This is a genomic window from Corynebacterium sp. ED61 (genome assembly GCF_015233855.1).
Taxonomy (GTDB): domain Bacteria; phylum Actinomycetota; class Actinomycetes; order Mycobacteriales; family Mycobacteriaceae; genus Corynebacterium; species Corynebacterium dentalis.
Genome location: NZ_JADGIT010000001.1, coordinates 101,408 through 123,793 on the forward strand (window position 1 = coordinate 101,408; position 22,386 = coordinate 123,793).

Sequence of the window (22,386 nt, forward strand, 5' to 3'; positions counted from 1 at the left end):
AGGCGCTAGTCTTCCAGCTCGTCATCCTCATCGGGCAGCTCCCAATCCAACGAATCCAGGGGGTTGCCCGCGGACAAATGCGGATCATCAATGGCGAAAGTTTTGGTTTTCCCCGGACCCGTGGAGCGCGTCTCAAAACGCACGCTGACCACCCCAGATCCCGTGCCCTGCACCCACCCGTGGCCATACTCGGAATGCACGATGTCCTGGGTGTTATGCCACATCTCGGCGCCCGTGGAGCGGGCGTTCAGCGGCCCCAGCTCGGACTCTTCCGTGTGCGAGGTGATCACCACATCCGGGCCGTGAGCGGGGTTGCTCAGCTCCGGGAACAACAACTCCTGCCGGTCGTCCATCAGCCCGGTCAGGCCCACGCCCACCAGTCGGATCGCTCCGACCTTTTCCGGCCGCGGGAGCACGCGGCGTGCCACCGCCACGATCGTCTCGAAGTCATCGGTGGCGGCGGGCAGCGTGGCAGAGCGCGTGTGGATCTGGAAATCGTTGGTGCGCACCTTCGCGGTGATGGTCCGCGCGGCTCGCCCGTCCTTGAGCAACCGCTTGTGTGCAGCGCGGGCGGCATCTTCCACATAGCCCCACACCTCGGCGGAGGTTCGCACGTCGGTCTCCAGGGTCCGCTCCGCGCTGACCTGCTTAGAACGGGCTCGCGGTGCCACGGGCCGGGGGTCATCGCCCGCGGCCATGCGCTGGATCTCGGCACCCACTGAGGAGAGCAAGGAGCGGGCGTCGGCAGGATCCATCGCCACAAAATCACCGATCGTGCGCACGCCCACCTCAGCGAGCCTGCCCTGCGCCACGCGCCCGATGCCCCACAGTTCCCCCACGGGGCGCGGGCCGAAAATCTCCAACCGCCTACGCACAGGAACCACTTTGATGCCGTGCGGTTTGCCCAGATCACTGGCCATTTTCGCGTCCAGCTTGGTGGCCGCCATGCCCACGGAGGCGGGCAGACCGGTGCGCTCCTCCACCGCCTGTTGCAGTTCCAAGGCCCACTGGTAGGCCTGCTCATCGGTGGCGTCGCGCAGCTGGGTGGGCTCGGCGAAACCCTCGTCCACGCTCAGCTGTTCGATGATTCCCGCCCGTTCCCGCAGCACGTCGAAGATGCGTTGCGATGCGGCCGAATAGACCGAAAATCTCGGCATCACCACCACTGCCTTGCCGTGGCACATGCGCACCGCTTGGGTGGTGGGCATCGCCGAACGAGCACCAAATACCCGCGCCTCGTAGGAGGCTCCGGCGACCACCCCGCGCCCACTCATGCCGCCGACCAGCACGGGGCGTCCGCGCAGCGTGGGCCGGGTCAGCTGCTCCACCGAGGCGAAGAACGCGTCCATGTCGATGTGCGCGACCCACCGTGGTTGAGACTCACCCGTCAGCTCGCTGTCCGTCATTAGCTCTGCGCTCTGTCCCCGGCATTACTTTTTTCGCCGTCCTTCGGACCAGCTGCAGCGGACTCCCCCGGCTTACGCACCGCCACGGCTGCCACCACCGCGGCGATTCCCACCACTTCCACCGCAGTCAGCATCTGCCCCAGCACGATCGCCCCCGCAATCGCCGCCACCAGCGGCAGCAGTGCCAGCAACAGCGCAAAGTACGCCGGACCGGCCATCCTCAGCACCACCTGGTCCAGGCTGTACGGGATCACCGCGCTTAAGGTGCCAAGTCCGATGGCCAGGCCGACGATGAGCATTGGGGCCATCGTCGTATTTATCGACGCCACCCCCGCCTGCTCCGCCGCATACAATCCCAAGCCCACCAATGGAGCGCTGAGCACCGCAGCCCATCCAAAGCCCACGGCCAGGCCAGTGCGTTTGCTGGATTGCTGCACAGGTTGTTCTGCAAGCTGGCCTGAGAGCTGGAAGTCTTCCTCTGCGCTCAGCCCACCGGTGACCGGCTCGGGTGCCACGGCATCGCGGGAGACCTTGTCCCCCAGCACGATGTAGAACGCCCACAGCACGGCAGCGCCCAGCGCAAACAGCACACCAGACGCAGAACTAGACCACTGCGCCCCAGACAGAGTGAGCACGCCGGTGGCCGCCAGGATCAGGGCGAGCCAGTCCCTGCCGGATCTGCTGCCCAGGGCAGCCACGGCGATGGGGCCCAGGAACTCGATGGCCACGGCGGTGCCCATGGGAAGCCGGGCGATGGCCTCGTAAAAGACCATGTTCATGCCCAGCGTCACCAGGCCGAAGAGCGCCGCGAGGCGGCCGGAGGTACTGATGAATTCCGAAAGCTTCGGGCGCAGCAGAACCACCAAGATGACCGCCGCGGCGCTCATCCTCATCCATGCCACGATCGCGGGCGGGAACTGTTCGAACAGGCCCACGGCCAGGGCCGCACCCGCGTACAGGGACGCGCCGGAGGCCACCATGACCCCCGGCGCCGCCCACCGCGAAGCCTTCGAGTTGCTCACTAGCTGAGCTTTACCTCTGCGGTGCAGCCGTCTGCCACATCGACGGGCAGCTCTTCGCCGATGACCACATCGAACTTGGTAGCCAGCACCTCATTGGCGATGGTGTCCGAGTGCTCCAGCGCCCACTGGTGCTTATCCTCTGGCACGGCCAGGCGCACGGCGATGCGGTCCGTAACCTCAAAGCCCGCGTTCTTGCGAGCATCCTGCAGACCGCGGATGCGGTCGGCGGCCCAACCTTCGGCTTCCAGCTCCTCGGTGACGTTGGTGTCCAAGACCACCAGGCCGCCGATCGCCGGGCAGTCCGCGGTGTTGTCCGGATCCTGCGCCACGAGCTTGCGGGTGTACTCGTTGTCTTGCAGTTCGATGCCATCGGCGACCACCACGCCGTCCTCGGAGACGGTGTAATTGCCGGACTTCACAGCCTTGATCACGCGCTGGACGTCCTTGCCCAAGCGCGGTCCAGCCGCGCGAGCGTTGACCACGACCTCGAAGGTTCCCACGGAGGCGACGTCGTCAGTCAGCTCTACGTCCTTGACATTGACCTCATCCGCGATGATCGAGGTGAAGTCCTGCAGAGCCGAGGCGTTCGGCATAGCCACCGTCAGCTTGGGCAGTGGCAGGCGGTTGCGCAGCTTATGCGCCTTGCGCAGGGAGGACGCAGAAGAGCTGATAGAACGCACCGCATCCATCGCCTCCACCAGCTGCGGATCCTCCGGCAGAGCCGAAGCATCTGGCCAGTCGGTCAGGTGCACAGAGCGCTCGCCGGTCAGCCCGCGCCAGATCACTTCGGTGGTCATCGGCAGCAGCGGCGCGGCCACGCGGGACAGCGTCTCCAACACGGTGTACAAGGTGTTGAATGCCTCTGGGTGGACGGTATCGCCCTCCCAGAAGCGGTTGCGGGAGCGGCGCACGTACCAGTTGGTCAGCGCGTCACAGAAGGTGCGGATCTCATCCGTGGCGCTAGCCACGTCCGTGGCGTCCAGCGCCGCAGTGGTGTTTTCCACGGCCTCGCGCAGCTTCGCCAGGATGTAGCGGTCCAGCACATTGGTGGAATCCGTGGAGAACTCCGCCGGCTGGGAGGCGTATAGGCGCAAGAAGGAGTACGCGTTCCACATCGGCAGCATCGCCTGGCGCACACCTTCGCGGATGCCCTGCTCCGTGACGATCAAGTTGCCGCCGCGCAGGATCGGCGAGCTCATGAGGAACCAACGCATGGCATCGGAACCATCGCGGTCAAAGACCTCGTTGACATCCGGGTAGTTGCCCTTGGACTTGGACATCTTCAGCCCGTCATCACCCAGCACGATGCCGTGAGCCACCACCTTGCGGAATGCAGGGCGGTCGAACAGCGCCACGGACAGCACGTGCAGCAGGTAGAACCAACCGCGGGTCTGACCGATGTACTCCACAATGAAGTCCGCTGGAGCGTGAGTCTCAAACCATTCCTTGTTCTCGAATGGGTAGTGGACCTGTGCAAATGGCATGGATCCGGACTCGAACCAGCAGTCCAACACCTCGGGAACACGGCGCATGGTGGACTGGCCCGTGGGATCGTCTGGGTTCGGACGGGTCAGCTCATCGATGTCCGGGCGGTGCAGAGACGCAGGACGGCGGCCGAAGTCGCGCTCCAACTCATCCAGGGAACCGTAGACATCCACGCGTGGATACTCGTCGTTATCCGAGACCCACACTGGGATCGGCGAACCCCAGTAGCGGTTACGGGAGATGTTCCAATCGCGGGCGTTTTCCAGCCACTTGCCAAACTGGCCATCGCGGATGTGCTCCGGCAGCCACTCGATCTCCTCGTGGTTCAGCTCCACCATCCGGTCGCGGAACTTCGTCACGGCCACGAACCAGGACGGCAGAGCCATGTAGATCAGCGGCTCACCGGAGCGCCACGAGTGCGGGTAGGAGTGCTCGATCGTCTGGTGGCGGACCACCTTTCCGGCTTCCTTGAGATCCTTGATGATCTCCTTGTTGGCGTCGAAAACAAGGAGGCCTTCGTACTCAGGAACCAGGGAGGTGAACTTGCCGTCCATGTCCACGGGGATGACTACCTCGATGCCGGCGGCGTCGCAGGTGTTCATATCGTCCTCACCGAAGGCCGGGGCCTGGTGGACGATGCCCGTGCCGTCCTCGGTGGTGACGTAGTCCGCACCGAGGATCTGGAACGCATTGGGATGATCGCGGAAGTAGCCGAAGATCGGCTCGTAGGTCAGGCCGATCAGCTCTGTGCCGGGGTGCTCGCTAACCACAGTATGGTTCTCGCCGAGCTCCTTGGCATACGCGCCCACCAGGTCCTGCGCCAGCAGGAAACGACGGCCAACGAAGCCCTCAGCACCGTCCTCGCCCACCTCGACCTGCACGTAAGTCACGGAGGGGTTGACGGCCAGCGCCAGGTTGGAAGGCAGCGTCCATGGCGTGGTGGTCCAGGCCAGAGCCGTCGCGCCCACCAGATCCGCATTTGCAGACGAACCGTCCTTGACACCAGTGATGGGGAACGTCACGGTCAGCGTGGGATCCTGACGCATCTTGTAAGAATCATCCAGGCGCGTCTCCTGGTTAGACAGCGGCGTGTTCTCCGCCCAGGAGTACGGCAGAACGCGGAAGCCCTGGTACACCAGGCCCTTGTCCCACAGCGCCTTAAACGCCCACATCACAGACTCCATGAAGTCTAGATCCATGGTCTTGTAGCCGTTTTCGAAGTCCACCCAGCGAGCCTGACGAGTGACATACGCCTTCCACTCGTCCGCGTAGCGCAGCACGGAAGTGGCGCAGTAATCGTTGAACTTGGCCACGCCCATCTCTTCGATTTCCTGGCGCCCCTTGATGCCCAGCTGCTTCTCCGCCTCCAGCTCCGCAGGCAGGCCGTGGCAATCCCAGCCGAATACGCGGGCAACCTTCTTGCCGCGCATGGTCTGGTAACGAGGAACGATGTCCTTGACGTAGCCCGTCAGCAAGTGGCCGTAGTGTGGCAGGCCGTTGGCGAAGGGAGGGCCGTCGTAAAAGACGTATTCTTCCGCGCCGTCGCGCTGCTCGATGGACTCCGCGAAGGTGTCATCTTGAGCCCAATAATCCAGGACTTCCTGCTCCATCACGGGGAAAGAGGAGGTGCCCTGGGTCATGTCCTTGCGGGGATACGCGCCGCCAGCTGGGGTGTTCATGGTGGTTGAAGATCCTTTGTGTCCGTGTTGTTCTTTTCGTCTCACCGTGTCTTCTTTTTCTCGACGTCAGCCTCGATAAGGCCTGAAGTATGGCGTCGAAAAGAAGAAAACAGGGACGTGACGGACACGCGGTACCACCCTGGTTGACCGACACCCACGCACCACTTCTGCGCTGCACGCACTGAAAAGGCGCGAATGCCGATCCACTCATCATGCGGCGTATCGTGCCGCGAACCCGCCCGGTTCTACTGAGCGCCCTTCACTCTCTCGAGTGTGCAAGAGCCACTGTTCTTCCGGTGACGCTCCCCGGTGATTGCCGGATCTACGCGAATAGTGCCGAGTCTACACCCGGTTTTTACGATGCCGGATCCAGTCCACGATGAACAGGACGATTCCGGCTGCCGCGATCACTACGCAGACGATGGCCCAGGCCGTTGATCCGTAAATCAAGGCCACGATCAGGGCGATAAAGCCCAGAACGGACAGGGCCAGTGCGTAGATGAACATGAACTAGCGGTTGTTGTTCTCTACCTCTGGGGTACCAGCCGGTGCGGCGGTTCCGCGAGAGGTGAGCTCCTCCAGCTGAGACTCCAAGAAGGTCTTGAGGCGGGTGCGGTACTCGCGCTCATAGGTGCGCAGTTCCTCGATACGAGCCTCGAGGGTGGTCTGCTGCTTCTTGATGGTGTTCATGATCTCAGTGTGCTTGCGCTCTGCATCCTGCTCCAGAGCGTTGGCCTTCTCCTGAGCCTGGCGGATCTGAGCCTCGGACTGAGCGTTGGCATCAGACAGCAGGGTCTTGGAACGCTGATCTGCATCGGCGAGCTGAGCGTCAGACTTCTGCTTGGCCTCGGCGAGCATCTTCTCGGAGCGAGACTTAGCATCGGCCAGCTGTGCGTCAGCGGTCTTCTTCGCATCTTCCAGGGTCTTGGAGGAGGAAGAGTTAGCCTGATCGACGGTGCGCTTCGCCTCGTTGCGGGCATCAGCCAGCATGGAGGAGGACTCTGCCTTGGCATCGCCGGTGAGGCGGTCTGCCATCTCCTGGGCCAGGGAGAGCACGCGAGCGGCCTGCATGTGGGTATCCGCAGTAGCGGTTCCCTGGGACGCATCGCCGGTGGAAGCAGCGGCTGCAGCAGCAGAAGCAGGAACGGCATTGCCGTTCTTGCGGGAATCTGCAGCGTCGGACTCGGCCTTCTTAGCGCGCTCTTCCGCGGCCTTGGCACGGGACTCTGCATCCTTGATGCGGGACTCGTACTTGGACTCGAGCTCGCGGCGAACCTTCGCCTCAACCTCGGAGTTAGAAGCAGCGTTCTGCTGTGGAGCGCGGCTAGCGTACTCAGCCTCAACGTCCTTGCGAACCTTGGCCTCTACCTCGCGGCGAACGTCAGCTTCCACGTCACGGCGAACGTCAGCCTCAATCTTGCGGCGCAGCTCTGCTTCATCAACAGCAGGAGCAGCGGCAGCAGCGGTACCCGCGCCGGAGCCCTCTTCTACCTTGCGCTGGAGATCTGCATTCTCATCCTGCAGCTCAGCAAGGGTGTCCTCAACGAGGTCGAGGAACTGATCCACCTCGTCCTCGTTGTAGCCCCGCTTGCCAATAGGCGGCTTGCTGAAAGCCACGTTGTGAACGTCAGCTGGAGTCAGTGGCATAGGTTCGTCCCTTCCAAATCGGAATTGCCTCGTTGTGCCAGAGGTTTTAATTTTTTTGCAAACTTTTAAGTAGCATAGCAGCGCTCGCCATATAAGGCTTAACTACACGTGTAGATTCTACCGTGTCTATTGGCAGATTGTTACAGAGCGAAACAGTGTTTTCTTCCACAGCACTGAAAAATTCCACGAAAAAGTCCGCGCCACCCTGTGAGAGGTAAGGCACGGACTTTTTGAGACTCTGGGTCAGAAAGCAGGACCGCAACGTCGAGGAGCGTCTAGATCAACTAGATCAAGGCCATGAAGATCCGGGACAGGATCTGCAATCCGAAGAACAGCACCAGGATGGACAGATCCAAAGCGATGCCACCCATCCGCAGTGGCGGGATGAGCTTGCGCAGAGCCTTGACCGGTGGATCCGTCACCACGAACACCGGCTCCGCCAGGATGGAGAACCACCGTTGTGGCCGCCAGTTGCGGGAAAAGGATTGGATCATTTCAATGACGATCCGCAGCACCAAAATAAAGGTGTAAAAGCGAATCAGCCAGACTAATAGAAGAAAGAAGGCAGACACGGTGGCTTAGAGTTCCTCAGCCAGCTGCTCCAGCTGGCTTGGCTCGAGGTGCAGACCCTGCGGAATCAGAACGAAGTTGCGCACACCGTTGAGCTTCTTCAACTCGGCATCCACGCCACGAGCCAGGCCAGCGGCGAAGTCCAGCACGCGACGTGCCTCGCCCTTTTCCATGCCACCCAAGTTGAACACAGTCACGTCGCCGGACTTGATGATGTCCGCGAGGTCACTTCCCTGCGTGTAGGTGCTCAAGGCGATGCGTACCACCTTGGGCTCCTTCGGCTCATCCGCGACAGGATTCGCAGCAGAAGAGCGAGCACCCACGGCAGGCTCATCAAAGCGGCTAGCGCCCGGCGTACGGGATGCGCCCGCGCCGTACTCGCCGTAGGAGGAGCGAGTGCGGGAAGAGTAACGATCCTCGCGAGCACGAGTGGAAGCGCCGCGGTCCACTGCTGATCGTTCAGCGGTATCTCGGCTTACGGACTCACGACGAGCCCCCGCGCCTTCTTCGCTAAACCCATCGCCAAAATAGGGATCCTGGTAGTTTTCGACATCTCCAAAGCCGAAGAACTCCTTGAGCTTTCCGCCTAAACCATCAGACATGGGTGTGGTTCCTTCCCTAAAATTTGTGCCGATATCTGGCTGCACATACATGTGCTGCTTTCGTTGCTACCAGCCACGATACGGCAACTTTTCGTGGTCTAAATTACTGGCCTTGGGCCCATGATGTCCGTTCCGACACGCACCAGCGTTGAGCCCTCGGCAATTGCGATTTCCAAATCTTGACTCATCCCCGCCGAATAGACGGGCGCGCCCAGCACGCGGTCGGAGATTGAATCCAGCAGTTTGCGGCCGGCAGCAAAGACAGCGGCCGCGTCTGCGTCGAGAGGAGGAACGGTCATCAAACCCCGCAGCTCCAGGTGATCGGCGGCGGCCACCGCATCGGCCAGGGCGTCGATATCCTCGGCCACTGCTCCCCCGCGTTGCGGGTCACCGTCTGCACTGAACTGCAGCAGGACGGGCAGCGCGCCTTCCCGGTCACCGCGGGCGATCGCCAAGGTGGCGCCCCTTTCGAAGCCTTCCACCAGCTTCAGCGAATCCACGGTGTGCACGGCAGCAGCCCAGCGCGCCACCGAGTTGGCCTTCTTGGACTGCACCTGCCCCACCATGTGGATCTCTGGGGTCCCTTGCAGAACCTCCGCCTTGGCTCGGGCTTCCTGTTCGCGGTTCTCCCCCACGGCACCCACGCCGAAACCGGCGAGAGCTTGCACGTCTTCCACAGGGTGAAACTTGGTGATGGGCAGCAGGTCTGCCCCACCGGCGATCGCGATGCGTTGCCGAACGTCCCGGAGCCGATGCGCCAATTCCTCGGCGCGCGCGCCTTGTGTGTCCATTCGGTGTTCTCGCTCCTTCATCTGGGAACTTCGGTATGTCTTCTTTTTCCCCGACGCCATACTCGCCGCGCCGAAAACTTCGAGCCGTGACCTTTAGGGCATCCAGATGACGCCGGCTTGGCGCCCGGTGACTCCCTCACGACGGTAAGAGAAGAAGTTCTTGTCTTCCACCGTGCAGCGCGGGTCGGCGTCGATCATGCGGACGCCGAGGCCCAGCAACTGGCGGGTGAGGCCGGCCCGGATATCCACACCACTTGTGCCTTGGGCTGTGGTGGTTCGCGAGCCTGGCAGCTTGGACTCCACATCTGCTGCCATGGAATCGGGGACCTCGTAATTGGCACCGCTGGCGGCGGCACCCATCAAGGCATGGATCTGCGCGGGAATGGCTCCCAGCTCTTCCATGCGCGCGATGGTTCTGCGCACCACGCCGTTGCGAGCGCCCATCCGGCCAGCGTGCACCGCGGCGATCACTCCGGCGGATTCGTCGGAGAGCAACAGCGGCACGCAATCGGCGGTCAGCACCGCGAGCGCCACGCCGGGGACGGTGGTAATCAACGCATCGGTGGCCTCGATGGGACCGGCGCCCACCATGTCCGCTGTCACTTCCGTGACGTTGGGGGAATGGATCTGTTCCATGTAAACCACGCGCTCGGCGGGCAGGCCGATGATGTCTGCCAGCCGTTCGCGGTTCTGCGCTACCGCCTGGGAATCATCTTTGACGTGATCGCCCAGGTTGAACGAGGAATACGGATCTGCAGAAAACCCGCCGTGCCGGTTGGTGAAAACCTTGCGGACAGAGGGCTGTTCTGACTGAGTGCTCACGTGATTCCTGATCTATCGGAAGTCTGGGAGATCCAGATCGTCTTCATCGTCCTGCGCAGCAAAGCGCTGGTCGGATGCGTAGCGATCGTTCGAGTAGCGATCCTCACCACGGGAGGTGAACAGGCCGCCGTTGCTCTGGCCTGGGTAGCCATCGCCACGAGGGACATCCGAGCGAGTGCGCTGCGCGAAGCTGCTGGATGGGCGAGACTGCTCAGCAGGCTGCTCCACTGCGTGCTGTGGCAGTGGGGATACGGAAGGCTGAGCTGGCTCTTCGCCACCGAAGATGGTCGCGCTCTGCGTTGGCGCAGCGGATGGGCGCTGCTGGCCGTTGCGCTGATCGCGAGAATCTGCGGATGGGGAATCGTCGAAGCCGGTGGCGATGACGGTCACGCGGACCTCGTCTCCCAGCTGGTCGTCGATGATGGTGCCGAAGATGATGTTGGCATCCTCGTCTGCCAAGTCCTCCACCAGAGTTGCAGCCTGGGAAACCTCCATGAGGCCCAGGTCAGAGCCACCTGCGAAGGAAAGCAGCACGCCCTTGGCGCCCTTCATGGTGGACTCCAGCAGTGGGGAGTTGATGGCGGATTCGGTGGCCTTGATCGCACGGCTCTCGCCGCGCGCGGTACCGATGCCCATCAGTGCGGAGCCGGCGTCCGTCATGACGGAGCGCACGTCGGCGAAGTCCACGTTGATCACACCTGGGGTGGTGATCAGCTTGGTGATTCCTTCCACACCGGAGAGCAGAACCTCATCGGCCTTGCGGAAAGCTTCCATCATGGACAGCTCTTCGTCGCTCATGCGCAGCAGAGAATCGTTTGGAATAACGATCAAGGTGTCACACACGTCGCGCAGCTCGTCGATGCCGGACAGAGCCTGCTTGCCACGGCGACGACCCTCGAAGGTGAAGGGACGAGTCACTACGCCGACGGTCAGTGCGTTCTGCTTCTTGGCGATGTTGGCCACCACGGGAGCCGCACCGGTGCCGGTGCCGCCGCCCTCGCCAGCGGTCACGAACACCATGTCTGCGCCGGAGAGGATCTCCTCGATCTGGTCCTTGTGATCCTCAGCGGACTTGCGTCCGACATCCGGGTTAGCGCCCGCGCCGAGGCCACGGGTTTCTTCGCGGCCGATGTCCAGCTTGACGTCTGCATCGGTGAGCATGAGCGCCTGCGCGTCCGTGTTGATCGCGATGAATTCAACGCCCTGGAGCTTCTCATCGATCATGCGGTTGACAGCGTTGACGCCGCCGCCGCCGACACCAACCACCTTGATCTCGGCTAGGTGGTTTCCTGGAGTGGTCATATCCTGTGCTCCGCCTTTCTTGACGTCCCTGTGACGTGAACCTCTCGGGGCTCGAGGAGGTCGTCGGTGACTGTGACTGTGTGGTCTTTGTTGGTCTGTAGCGATCCGGTTTTGGAGTCCGATCTTGCTAACCATCATGACTGCCACGCGTGTCATTTACGCGCACATTTTTAGTTGCGTGTCGTAGGTCTAAAGTTCTACTTTAACTCTTAAGAGTCGGGATGGCGGGGTTGGAAACGTTCCATTCCGCGCCGTCACGCAGCAGAACCACGCGCGTGGCCTCCGCCTTTTCCCGCGCCCTATCGGCCGAACCCCAGAACACTGTCCGATCTTCGCGGAAGTGCAGTTCAATGCTCTCCGCATTCTTGACGGACATGTATTCCAATTGCTCGCGAACCTGTGGCTGCAGTGCCACCACGGCCTGGGCCGCCGCTTCGATGGCTGCCGCATCGTCGGCCTTGACGTTGCGGAACTCCACGGCACCTTCGGGTTGCGCGCCGCTGAGGAAGACCTGTCCGTGCTCATTGACAGCCAGAGGCGTGCCCTTGTCCTTGACATAACCCACTGGCTGGTGTTCCGTGACGTCGACCGTGATCGTCGACGGCCACGAACGGGACACCGTAACCTTTTCCACCCACGGGACGGAAGCCACGTTCTTCGCCGCCGCAGCAGAATCTACGCGCAGCATGTTCTCGCCCACGGAAATGCCCGTGGCCTCAGCAACCTGAGTGGTATCCGCATTCGTGGCGCCGTGCACCTCGATGTTCTTCACCTTCACTAGCGGGATGAAGTACACGCAGATGCCCGCGATCGCGAGCAGCACTACCAGCGCCGCCATGAGCGCGGGAAGCCTGCGACGAGAGTTCTTCTTCATGGTCTACTCCCCCGCTGCGTCTGCATCCTGCAGCGCCAGCAAAATTTCATCGGCCAGCATCGTCACCGTGCCCGCGCCGATGGTCAGCACCATGTCTCCGCTGTTCGCACGCTCCACCACATCTTGCGGCACCGCGTTGAACACCGGCTGGTAGTCCCACGTGCCATCGATGTGCTCGCCAATGATTCGGGAATCCACGCCTTCTACGGGATCTTCCCGAGCACCGAAGATCTCCATCAGGATCACTTCATCCGCCAGCGAGAGCGCTTCGCCGAACTCGCGCGCGAAGGTCATGGTTCGGGAGTACAGGTGTGGCTGGAACACGGCGATGACCTTGCCCAATCCCGTGGCCACCACGCGCTCGCGGGCAGCGGTCAGCACTGCAGTGATCTCCGTGGGGTGGTGTGCGTAATCGTCATAGACCTGCACGCCGCCTGCTTCGCCGTGGTAGTCGAAGCGGCGTCGAACACCATCGAAATCACCGATTCCCTCCGCCAGCTTGGCAACGTCCGCACCCAACAACGCACCACCCAGCAGCGCCGACGTGGCGTTGAGGACCATGTGCGCGCCCGGAATACGAACCTGCAGTTCAATGCGCTGTTCGTCCAAGGCAGGGAGTGTGAGGCTGGCGTGGGTGCCCTGCGGGGTGATCGTCATATTTTCGACGACAGCGCCCGCCGGAATTTCCGGGTGTGCATCGATGGCCTCACGCGTGCCATAACCCCACACGGAAATGGGTTGTGCATCCCCCGCCTCGGCGCGTTCTTCCGTCCATGCGCCTGAGGCTACGTATGCACCCAACTGCGCTGCGCCGGGATCATCCACGCAGACCACCAGTGCCCCGCCGGGCTGGACACGCTGAGCGAAGTCCACGAACACCTGTCGATATGCCTCTTCGGTGCCGAAGTAATCCAGGTGGTCTGGCTCCACGTTGGTGATGACAGCCACCTGCGGGGAGTAAGACAGGAAGGATCCGTCGGATTCGTCTGCCTCTGCGACGAAAATATCTCCCGTGCCGTGGTGCGCATTGGTACCCGCACGGTTGAGCTGACCGCCTATGGCAAAGGAAGGATCAGTACCTGCAGCCTGCAGAGCTGCGACGGCCATGGAGGTCGTGGACGTTTTGCCGTGCGTTCCCGCCAGCAGCAGCGCACGCCGATCCTCCATGAGCAGCGCCAGCACGTCCGAGCGGCGCAGAACGGGGATGCCCAGCTCGCGTGCGCCCTGAAGTTCTGGGTTGTCCTGCGGGATCGCCGCGAAGGAGGTGACCACCACCGTGGGCTTGTCCCCCAGCAAGTCGAGGTTTTCGGCCTCGTGACCAATCGCTACCTTCGCTCCGGCACTGGTCAAAGCCAGGATGCTGCGCGAATCCTTCATGTCGGAACCGCTGACCTCGTGTCCGCGCGACAGCAGGATACGGGCGATGCCGGACATACCTGCTCCGCCGATGCCCACCATGTGGACACGGGAAAGATCAGCTGCGGGAAGTGTCATGGAAGAACACGGCCTTTCGAAGACAAAGAGTTGTGGTTGAAGAATTATGAAATTGTGGTGCGCGTAGGTTTCCAACGGGAAGCGGTGACGCCGGTCGGCTTCCCACCGAGTGGCCGACTACTTTGTGCCCGTAGCCGCCGCATCCACCAGCTTCTGCGCGATGTTGTGCGCAGCATCCCGGTGACCCGCTTGGGCAGCGGCAGCGGAGGCTTCCGCCAAGCGCTGCGAATCGCGCAAAACAGGAACTACTTCCCGCGCTACTCGCTGCGCAGAAAGTTCCGCGTCCGGCACAATCACCCCGCCACCAGACGCAACGACCGGGCGCGCATTGAGCTCTTGTTCGCCATTTCCGTGTGGCAGAGGCACATACACGGCAGGCAGCCCCACCGCGGAAGCTTCAGCCACGGTCATCGCTCCGGAGCGGCACAGCACCATGTCCGCGGCCGCGTACGCCAAGTCCATCCGATCGATGTACGGCACGGCGACATACGCTGGCCCACCGCTGGACGTGACGTCGAAAGAATTCTTCTTGCCGTAGGCATGCAGCACGCCCACGCGACTATCGGCCAGGATCTGCTGCGCTTCTGCCATCGCGTTGTTGATGGATTGGGCACCCTGAGAACCTCCGGTGACCAGCAGCAATGGCGCGTCCTGATCCACTCCGAAGAACTCGCGGGCCTCTTCGCGCATTGCTGCGCGGTCCAGCTCCAGCACGGACTCCTTGACAGGGATGCCGATGATTTCCGCATCCAAGCCAGAGCCCTCTACTGCGGCCAGCGCGGTGCCACCGAGCTTCACGCCCAGCTTGTTCGCCACCCCAGCCCGAGCATTTGCCTCATGCACGAAGAACGGAATGCCCAAACCCTTGGCCGCCAAATACGCGGGGGCGGAAACGTAGCCGCCGAAGCCAATCAGCACGTCCGCCTGGACGTCCTTGAGCACCTTCTTGGTCTCCGAGATGGCCTTGCGCAAGCGCAAAGGCAGCGTCAGCGCGTCCTTGTTCGGCTTACGGGGAACCGGTACGGGCGGAATCATCCGCAGGTCAAAGCCACGAGCGGGCACCAGCACGCTCTCTAGTCCGCGCGGGGTTCCCAGCGCGGTGATCCGTGCGTTCGGCACCAACCTGCGTACTGCTTCCGCGACCGCCAATGCGGGCTCGATGTGGCCCGCCGTTCCACCGCCTGCAACAACCACAGACAGCGTTGAACTCGCATCCTTGTTCCGAGTCTCGCTCATAGGGTTTTAGCGCCTCCTTGAGTCCGGGCGATTGCTTCGTCGAGCCTGCGTGGTCCGCGGCATTCCCTCGCGCGCCGCTCGCTCGGAGCGAGTTTCGCGCACGGGGGGAAGCGAACCGTGTCTGCGACCATCGTAGTCGCGCTCGTGGAACTCGGCACCGACCCTGCGGCGAGATTCCTCCAGCCGGTCACGCTCGCGTCGAGCATCCTGACCCACGCGCCCCGCGCCCCCGCGCTGGCGGGTGACGGGTTCACCGAACTGCTGGGTGGTGTTTCGACGATTCTGGCGGCGTTCCGCACCAGCGATCACTGGCAGAGGCTCGGGGAGCATGAGGATCCGGTCGATCAAAGGACGGCCCTCGTGCTGCATCGACGAGACCGTTTCTGGCTCGTGGCGAGCGCAGTTGGCCAGCAGTCCCATGGCGATCAGCGTGATCACCGCGGAGGTACCGCCAGCGGAGATCAACGGCAGCTGAATACCGGTCACGGGCAGCAGGCCCACCACGTAGCCGATGTTGATCATCGCCTGCACCACCACACCCAAAGTCAGCGTGGCAGACAGCATGCGCATGAACGGATCGGTGTGCTTCAGCGCCGTGCGAATTCCAAACCAACCCAGCAGGCCGAACAGCACCACCACCAGGATGGCACCTAAGAAGCCCAGCTCCTCGCCCACCACGGCGAAGATGAAGTCATTAGTGGCCTCCGGGAGGTAGAACCACTTGGCGCGGGATTGGCCCAAGCCCAGGCCGGTGAAACCGCCGTCGGAAAGAGAAAGAATGCCCTGGTGGGACTGGTAGGCAGAACCCTGCGTGGATGAATCAGAGAAGTTCAAAAACAGCGCGTCCATCCACGTGGTGATGCGGGCGGAACGATACGCCTGCAAGGCGATGGCCCCCACACCAACCAAAAAGATAACTCCAAGGGCGCCCAAGAATACGCGCTGGTTCGTGCCAGCGAAGAACACCAGCGCGAGCATGACGATGCCCACCAAGAGCATCATGCCCAGATCCTTCTGCAACATGACCAGGAGCATGAATACTCCGCCGGCCGCAAACAACGGTCCCAGCGCCTGATTCACGGTGTTGTACTTGGCAATGCCGTGCGCCGCCACCGAGGAACCAAACACCGCGAGAGCTAGCTTGGCCGCCTCCGAGGGCTGGATGCCCACGCCGGCGAAACGAATCCACGAGTTGGAACCCACTTCGTCACCGCCCACACCCACGCCGGGAATGAGCACCGCAATCAGCAATATGAAAGCAAGCCCCATGAGATATGGCGAGAGCTTACGCATCCGCTGCGGCGAAATGCGCAGCGCAAACCACATCGCAATCAAACCGACCACCACGATGGCAGCCTGGCGGAAAAACTCCGTGTACACGCTGCCACCGCTGGCGCGCGAGTTCACCATCGACGAGCTCAGCACCATGACTAGGCCCAGCCCGGTCAGCAGCATGGTCACGGTGAGAATCACCATGTAGTTGAGTTGCGGCTTCGCGAGCACTTCCTGTACGCGGCCGCCCAGTGTCTTCCAGACCCGCGCTGACTCGTTCCGGTCCGCGTTGTTCGACTGCTGCTTCTGGGCAGCCTGGGGGCGGCGTGCGCGGGAGTTCTTCTCCGGCATCCGGGTGCTCATCACTGGCCACCTTCCATGGCGAACTGTGCGAATAGATCCCCGCGTTGGCTCATGCCTGTGTACATATCCAGCGATGCTGCTGCGGGGGCAAGAATGACGTTATCGCCCTCAGCCGCGAACGAGAGTGCATGACTCACTACGGAGCGCATTGCCTCCTCCGGATCGGTCTCGTCGACGAGGCTGACGGGCAACTCTGGCGCGAGTTCGGCAAGAGCATCAGCAATACGTTGGCGGTCCGTGCCCAGCACAATCGCTGCCTTGAGGCTGGATGCCACATCGCGAATCAATGGCTCGATGGCTGCTCCCTTGAGCTGACCGCCAGCGATCCACACCACGTTGCTCTGGCCCTTCAGGGCAGCCGCGGCGGCATGGGGGTTAGTGGCCTTGGAGTTATCGATCCACTGCGCTCCCGCGGTGGTGGCCACCACCTGTCCCCGGTGGGCTTGGACGCGGAAGGAACTCAGAGCCTCGGCGATGCTGCTGGGATGAACTCCCACGCTGCGCGCCATCGCGGCGGCGGCTGCAGCATCGGCCAATCCGGCGGGCCCCGGAGGGGAAATGCCTTCGGCGCTGGCCAGCACGATCTCCTCGTCGAGTTCAACCACCTTTCCATCCCGGATGCCCACGTTGTGCTCGGCCTTCAGGACGTCTTGGGTTTCGCCCGCGCTAAACAAGCGCGCGGTATCCCACGGGCGCTCAGCTTCAGTGGGCCACAGACGCTCGATAGTTTCCAGCACTTCTGCCTCGGCGGAAGGAATCACTGCAGTGTCGGCGCGGAATACCCGTGCTTTCGCATCCGCGTATCCCGCGTAGCTTCCGTGCCAATCTAGGTGGTCGTCTGCGAGGTTCAGCACGCAGCCCACGTGAGGATGGAACGACGGCGCCCAGTGCAGTTGGAAGCTAGAAACCTCAGCGACTAGGACGTTCGCCCGTGGTTCGCCGCGCAAGTCTGCGGTGAGCGCGATTCCCGGAGGTTTGCCGATGTTGCCCACTGCCACGGCTGCCTGACCATCCGCCACCAGCATGGCGGTGAGCATGGCGGTGGTGGTGGTCTTGCCGTTCGTGCCGGTGATCGCCAACCAGGTGCGGGATGGGCCGAAGGCCTCCGCCTGATCAGCCAACCACGCGGCCTCAATATCCCCGATCACGGGAATACCGGCCTCTTGAGCTTCCACGAGCAGCGGAGAATCCGGACGCCAGCCGGGGGACGTGATGACCAGCCCGGGCACGGGAGAATCCTCAGACTCGCCTCGTAGCAAGGCTCGGGCTTGCTCCACCGCAACGTAGGTTTCCGCGGCGTGCGCCGGGGTCTCCATGGTCAGTAAGGCAGATTCGGTCACGTTGTCGTCGGCAATAACAATCGAGGGCGCCTCCAGGTGCCGCAACATCGTCAGCACTCCCCGACCAGCCACCCCGGCGCCTGCCACCAGCACGCCACGAGAATCCAGCATGCGGCTCAGTGCCTCGGCTGGGGAAAGTGTCTGCTGAGTCATGGTCAGTCGCCTCACTAACGTGCTGTGGTGTGGTGTGCGGGGATTCGGTGAAAACTTAGAAACCGGTGGTGGTCAGCCACTCGCCGTAGAACAGCGCAAAACCGCTGATTGCAGCCAATGCCGCGATCAACCAGAAACGCACCACCACGGTGGTCTCCGCCCAACCACCATTTTCGAAGTGGTGGTGGATCGGAGCCATGCGGAACACGCGCTTGCCGGTGGCCTTGAAGGATCCCACCTGGATCACCACGCTGGCGGCCTCAGCCACGAAGATGCAGCCGATGATGATCATCAACAGCTCGGTGTGCGTGGTCACGGACAAGCCCGCCACCAAGCCGCCCAGTGCCAGGGATCCGGTATCGCCCATAAAGATCTTCGCGGGAGCGGCGTTCCACCAGAGGAAGCCCAAGCAGGCACCCAAAGCGGCCGAAGCCAAGATCGCCAGATCCAGTGGGTCGCGCACGGAGTAGCAGCCCACGGACGCGCCATAAGAACACGAGTTACGGAACTGCCAGAAGGTGATCAGCACGTAGGCGCCCATCACGATGGCCGTCACGCCGGAGGCCAAGCCATCCAAACCATCGGTGAGATTCACGGCATTCGACCACGCGGAGATCACCAGGTAGATGAACACCATGAACAGCGCGCCGCCCAGGATGGCGCCGCCGATGGCGATGTTGAAGGTGGAGATATCACGGATGAAGGACAGGTTGGTGCTGGCGGGCGTCAAACCACGTGCGTCCGGGAACTGCAGAACCAGCACGCTGAAAATCACTGCGATGGCCAGCTGGCAGATCAGCTTGGCCTTGGCGTTCAGGCCCAAGTTCCGGCCCTTGACCAGCTTGATGTAATCATCGGCAAAGCCCACGGCTCCAAGAGACAGGGTCAGACCCAGCACGATCCACCCGGAAGCACCCGGACCGGCACCCGAAGTGAGCAGTCCAGCTACCGCAGCAGCGAGAAATCCCAACACCAAACCGGCGATGATGGCGATGCCGCCCATCGTCGGCGTGCCCCGCTTCTTCAAGTGCGACTGCGGACCATCCTCGCGGATCTCCTGGCCCAAGCCCTCCGCGGAAAACTTCTTGATGAGAACGGGAGTGAAAAACACGGTGACCAGAAACGCCACCGCGCCTCCAATAAAGATCTGCATCATGGTCTTAGTTGTCTCCCTCGTTCACTTCGCCCCGGCGATTCGCCAAGAGCCCTTGGGCTACGCCCCACAGTCCGTCACTATACGAAGCCTTGACTAGCACCACGTCATTCGGACGCAGTTGAAGATCCAGCAAGTTCACGGCGGCATCGATGTCATCCACCAGCTGGCTATCCACGCCCTCGGCCTTTGCAGAATGGGACAAGGCTCTCTGGTTGACTCCACGCCCCACAATCACGGCGTGATCAACGCGCCGGCTGGCCAAGAACTTACCCAGCTCTGTGTGCTCGTCCGAGCCATCCTCGCCGAGCTCACCCATCTGGCCCAGCACAGCCCAGCTCGCCGCGTCCGGGCGACCGGCCGCGGTATAAGCCAAAGCATCGATGCCCGCCCGCATGGATTCCGGGTTGGCGTTATACGAATCGTTGATCACGGTCACGCCGTCTTCACGGGTGCGCACGTCCATGCGGTTGGCGCTGGCTGCCACGTGCGAGCACAGTGCATCAGCCACAACCTGTGGGTCCATGCCCAGCTCAATGCCCACCGCCGCAGCGGCCAGTGCATTCGATACCTGATGCGCGCCGAACACACCCAGGCTGATGTGCACTGGATCGCCACCGGGATAGTGCATGTCGAACTCAGCGCGTGCTACCTCGTCCAAAGCGATGTTGGTGGCGTAGTACTCCGCGCGTCCAGCCTTACCCGTGGTTTCGCTGGTGGAGTAACGCACCACTCGGGCTTGGGTGCGCGCGTCCATGGCATTGACCTTGTCGTCGTCGGCATTGAGAACCGCAAGGCCCTCTGCCGGCAAGGATTCCACCAACTCGCCCTTGGCCTGCGCGATGGCTTCACGCGAACCGAACTCGCCCAGGTGCGCGCTGCCCACGTTGAGCACCACGCCGACGGACGGCGGAGTGACCTCGGTGAGGTGGCGGATATGACCCACGCCTCGAGCGGACATCTCGGAGACGAGGAACTTCGTGCTGCGACCAGCGCGCAGCGCGGTGTATGGCAGGCCAATCTCATTGTTGAAGCTGCCCGGAGGCGCCACGGTCTCTCCCGCCGCACGCAACACAGCGCCCAGCAGATCCTTCGTGGAGGTCTTGCCCGCAGACCCGGTCACGCCCACCACGGTCAGGCCTTCCTCGGCCACCAGGCGATCAGTGTTGTGCCGAGCCAGCTTGTCCACCGCGGCCAGCACTGCCGCGCCGTGGCCTTCGTCATCGTGCTCAAACGCAGAGGCATTGGCGGCCTCCTCGGAGGTCTCTACCGGCGCCGCGAGCAACGCGGGCAACTCAATGGGACGCCCCACCAGCAGCAGCGAAGCGCCGTCGTCCAGCGCGCCCTGCGCAAAATCGTGACCGTCCACGCGCGCGCCCGGCAGCGCCATGAAGATCTGCCCCGGCTTGATCACACGGGAATCGAACTCCACGGGACCAGCGATGACAGCCTCGGGATCGGCACCGTTGATGAGACTGCCTCCGGTGACGTCGGCGATCTCCCCCAGCTTTAGTTCAATCATGTCTTCCTAGCTCCTCTCACCGTGGTCTGTCGTCTCACCGTTGTCCGCCATCAGAGCGTTGAGCTCCGACGTCAGGACGGCCACATCATCAAAGTCGTGCATCACGCCCGCAACCAGCTGGCCTTTTTCGTGCCCCTTGCCAGCCACCACAATCGCATCGCCCGGGCGAGCCCAGCGCACGGCCTTGAAGATCGCTTCAGCTCGGTCGGCGACCTCTTCGATGTGCACGGGGTGATCGTTTCTTTCCGACGCCGCCCGCTTCGTTCCCTCCAGGACTTGCGCCCGAATGTCTGCTGGTTGTTCGTCCCGGGGGTTATCATCCGTCACGAACACAGCATCTGCCACGCGAGCTGCTTCGTACCCCATTTTTGGGCGCTTATCGTGATCGCGATTTCCACCTGCGCCGAGAACCATGGCGATGCGACCGTCTTCTGCCGGGACGTAGTCCGCCAGAGTCTGCACCACGCTGGCCACCGCGCCTGGCTTATGGGCGTAGTCCACCATCGCCAGGAAGGGCTGACCCACGTTGATGGCCTGCATGCGGCCCGGCACCTGCACCTCTGCGATGCGGGTGGCGAGTTCTGCGGCGCTTCCCGCGTCCTGCTGTTCTCCCAGTGCGTCAACACACGCCAGGGCAAGCAGGCTGTTGGGCACGTTGAAGCTGCCCGCCAGCGCGATGCTGTATTCAAAGTCTTCGTTGTCCGCGCGCTCCGCCAAGGCCGTGCGGCCGGTGCGGGAAACGTGGATCAGCTGGGTGCCGTTGGGCTGTACGCGCACGTCATCGGCATTCCAGTGCCATACCGGCAACTCGCTGGTCGCCGCAGCGGCATCCGCATTCGTGGTCACCACATAGGACAAAGCTGCCACGTCGGTAGTGGATTCCGCCTTGCGCAGCACCTGTTGTGCCAGCCGCTGTCCCCACTCGTCATCTGCGCAGATTACTGGCACTGGATCGCCGTATTCCGCACTGAACAAGCTGGCCTTGGTCTGGAAGTAGTCCTCCATCGTGGGATGGAAATCCAGGTGATCTTGGCTCAAGTTCGTGAACGCGGCGGCGTCGAAACCAATACCGCGCACCCGACCCAGCGCCAGCGCGTGGGAGGAAACCTCCATCACCACGTGCGTGACCCCTTCCTCGACCATGCGAGCCAGCAGGGCCTGCATGGTGGGCGCCTCCGGGGTGGTCAGCTTGGTTTCCACCGGGCGACCATTGATGCGGGTGCCTGTGGTGCCGACGATGCCCACCGAATGGCTGTCCATCAACGCGCGTTCCACCAAGTAGCTGGTGGTGGTCTTGCCGGAGGTGCCGGTGATGCCCACCACGGTCAGCTTGCTGGAGGGATGCCCGTAAATCTCGGCTGCAACTTCGCCCATCCAACGGCGGACGTCGTCAACAACCAACACAGGCAACTCAGGACTAGCCGCAGTGATAATCGCCGCACCCTCGGAATCCGTCAGTACAGCCGGCGCACCGGAATCCACCGCAAAGGATGCGCCATGAGTACGGGTGCCGGGCACGCCGCAAAACAGCGTGTCCGTGCCGGCTTCGTCGGAGCTCAGCGTGCAGGTTGCTACCTCCACCCGTCCAGCAGTTTCTGGATCAGGCAGAAGGGAGCCTCCGGTAAGGCGCGCTAATTCAATGAGGGTGGTCAT

At 62.6% G+C, this 22,386-nt stretch carries 18 protein-coding genes; all 18 read right to left on the reverse strand.

Going from position 1 to position 22,386, the window contains the following annotated elements; all coding sequences use genetic code 11:
* Positions 1-5: 5 nt before the first annotated feature.
* Positions 6-1,406: a DNA polymerase IV gene (locus IM764_RS00460; RefSeq protein ID WP_194186493.1), complete on the reverse strand. Its 1,401-nt coding sequence runs from the start codon at positions 1,404-1,406 to the stop codon at positions 6-8.
* Complete coding sequence (locus IM764_RS00465; protein ID WP_228073217.1) at positions 1,406-2,386, reverse strand: DMT family transporter; 981 nt, start codon at positions 2,384-2,386, stop codon at positions 1,406-1,408. Before IM764_RS00465 ends, IM764_RS00460 begins: the two co-directional genes overlap by 1 nt.
* A gap of 41 nt (positions 2,387-2,427) precedes the next feature.
* The gene (gene ileS, locus IM764_RS00470; protein WP_194186495.1) at positions 2,428-5,592 is read right to left on the reverse strand and encodes an isoleucine--tRNA ligase; all 3,165 of its coding nucleotides are present in this window, start codon (positions 5,590-5,592) and stop codon (positions 2,428-2,430) included.
* Positions 5,593-5,934: 342 nt separating this feature from the next.
* A complete protein-coding gene (locus IM764_RS00475; protein ID WP_194186496.1) occupies positions 5,935-6,099 on the reverse strand; it encodes a hypothetical protein in 165 nt (54 codons plus the stop codon).
* Positions 6,100-6,102: 3 nt separating this feature from the next.
* Entirely contained in the window at positions 6,103-7,239 is a 1,137-nt protein-coding gene (locus tag IM764_RS00480) for a DivIVA domain-containing protein (protein WP_194186497.1), read from the reverse strand.
* A gap of 284 nt (positions 7,240-7,523) precedes the next feature.
* Positions 7,524-7,811, reverse strand: a complete 288-nt coding sequence (locus IM764_RS00485; protein WP_099298949.1) for a YggT family protein — start codon at positions 7,809-7,811, stop codon at positions 7,524-7,526.
* A 6-nt stretch (positions 7,812-7,817) separates the two neighbouring features.
* Positions 7,818-8,411, reverse strand: a complete 594-nt coding sequence (locus IM764_RS00490) for a cell division protein SepF (protein ID WP_194186498.1) — start codon at positions 8,409-8,411, stop codon at positions 7,818-7,820.
* 98 nt (positions 8,412-8,509) lie between these two features.
* On the reverse strand, positions 8,510-9,202 hold the full coding sequence (locus IM764_RS00495) for a YggS family pyridoxal phosphate-dependent enzyme (RefSeq protein ID WP_194186499.1): 693 nt from the start codon (positions 9,200-9,202) through the stop codon (positions 8,510-8,512).
* Between the two features lie 93 nt (positions 9,203-9,295).
* A complete protein-coding gene (gene pgeF, locus IM764_RS00500; protein ID WP_194186500.1) occupies positions 9,296-10,024 on the reverse strand; it encodes a peptidoglycan editing factor PgeF in 729 nt (242 codons plus the stop codon).
* A gap of 12 nt (positions 10,025-10,036) precedes the next feature.
* Positions 10,037-11,326, reverse strand: a complete 1,290-nt coding sequence (ftsZ, locus tag IM764_RS00505; RefSeq protein WP_194186501.1) for a cell division protein FtsZ — start codon at positions 11,324-11,326, stop codon at positions 10,037-10,039.
* A 202-nt stretch (positions 11,327-11,528) separates the two neighbouring features.
* Positions 11,529-12,200 (reverse strand): cell division protein FtsQ/DivIB, encoded by a 672-nt coding sequence (locus IM764_RS00510; RefSeq protein WP_194186502.1) that lies wholly within the window; start codon positions 12,198-12,200, stop codon positions 11,529-11,531.
* Positions 12,201-12,203: 3 nt separating this feature from the next.
* On the reverse strand, positions 12,204-13,694 hold the full coding sequence (gene murC, locus IM764_RS00515) for a UDP-N-acetylmuramate--L-alanine ligase (protein ID WP_194186503.1): 1,491 nt from the start codon (positions 13,692-13,694) through the stop codon (positions 12,204-12,206).
* A gap of 117 nt (positions 13,695-13,811) precedes the next feature.
* Entirely contained in the window at positions 13,812-14,930 is a 1,119-nt protein-coding gene (gene murG, locus IM764_RS00520) for an undecaprenyldiphospho-muramoylpentapeptide beta-N-acetylglucosaminyltransferase (protein ID WP_194186504.1), read from the reverse strand.
* A 6-nt stretch (positions 14,931-14,936) separates the two neighbouring features.
* Positions 14,937-16,565 (reverse strand): putative lipid II flippase FtsW, encoded by a 1,629-nt coding sequence (gene ftsW / locus IM764_RS00525; protein ID WP_194186505.1) that lies wholly within the window; start codon positions 16,563-16,565, stop codon positions 14,937-14,939.
* Positions 16,565-18,058: a UDP-N-acetylmuramoyl-L-alanine--D-glutamate ligase gene (murD, locus tag IM764_RS00530; RefSeq protein WP_194186506.1), complete on the reverse strand. Its 1,494-nt coding sequence runs from the start codon at positions 18,056-18,058 to the stop codon at positions 16,565-16,567. The genes ftsW and murD overlap by 1 nt, the downstream gene beginning before the upstream one ends.
* A gap of 55 nt (positions 18,059-18,113) precedes the next feature.
* Positions 18,114-19,214, reverse strand: a complete 1,101-nt coding sequence (mraY, locus tag IM764_RS00535) for a phospho-N-acetylmuramoyl-pentapeptide-transferase (protein ID WP_099298958.1) — start codon at positions 19,212-19,214, stop codon at positions 18,114-18,116.
* A gap of 4 nt (positions 19,215-19,218) precedes the next feature.
* The gene (gene murF / locus IM764_RS00540) at positions 19,219-20,733 is read right to left on the reverse strand and encodes a UDP-N-acetylmuramoyl-tripeptide--D-alanyl-D-alanine ligase (RefSeq protein ID WP_194186507.1); all 1,515 of its coding nucleotides are present in this window, start codon (positions 20,731-20,733) and stop codon (positions 19,219-19,221) included.
* Positions 20,734-20,739: 6 nt separating this feature from the next.
* Positions 20,740-22,386, reverse strand: coding sequence for a UDP-N-acetylmuramoyl-L-alanyl-D-glutamate--2,6-diaminopimelate ligase (locus tag IM764_RS00545; protein WP_194186508.1), 1,647 nt, complete (start codon positions 22,384-22,386; stop codon positions 20,740-20,742).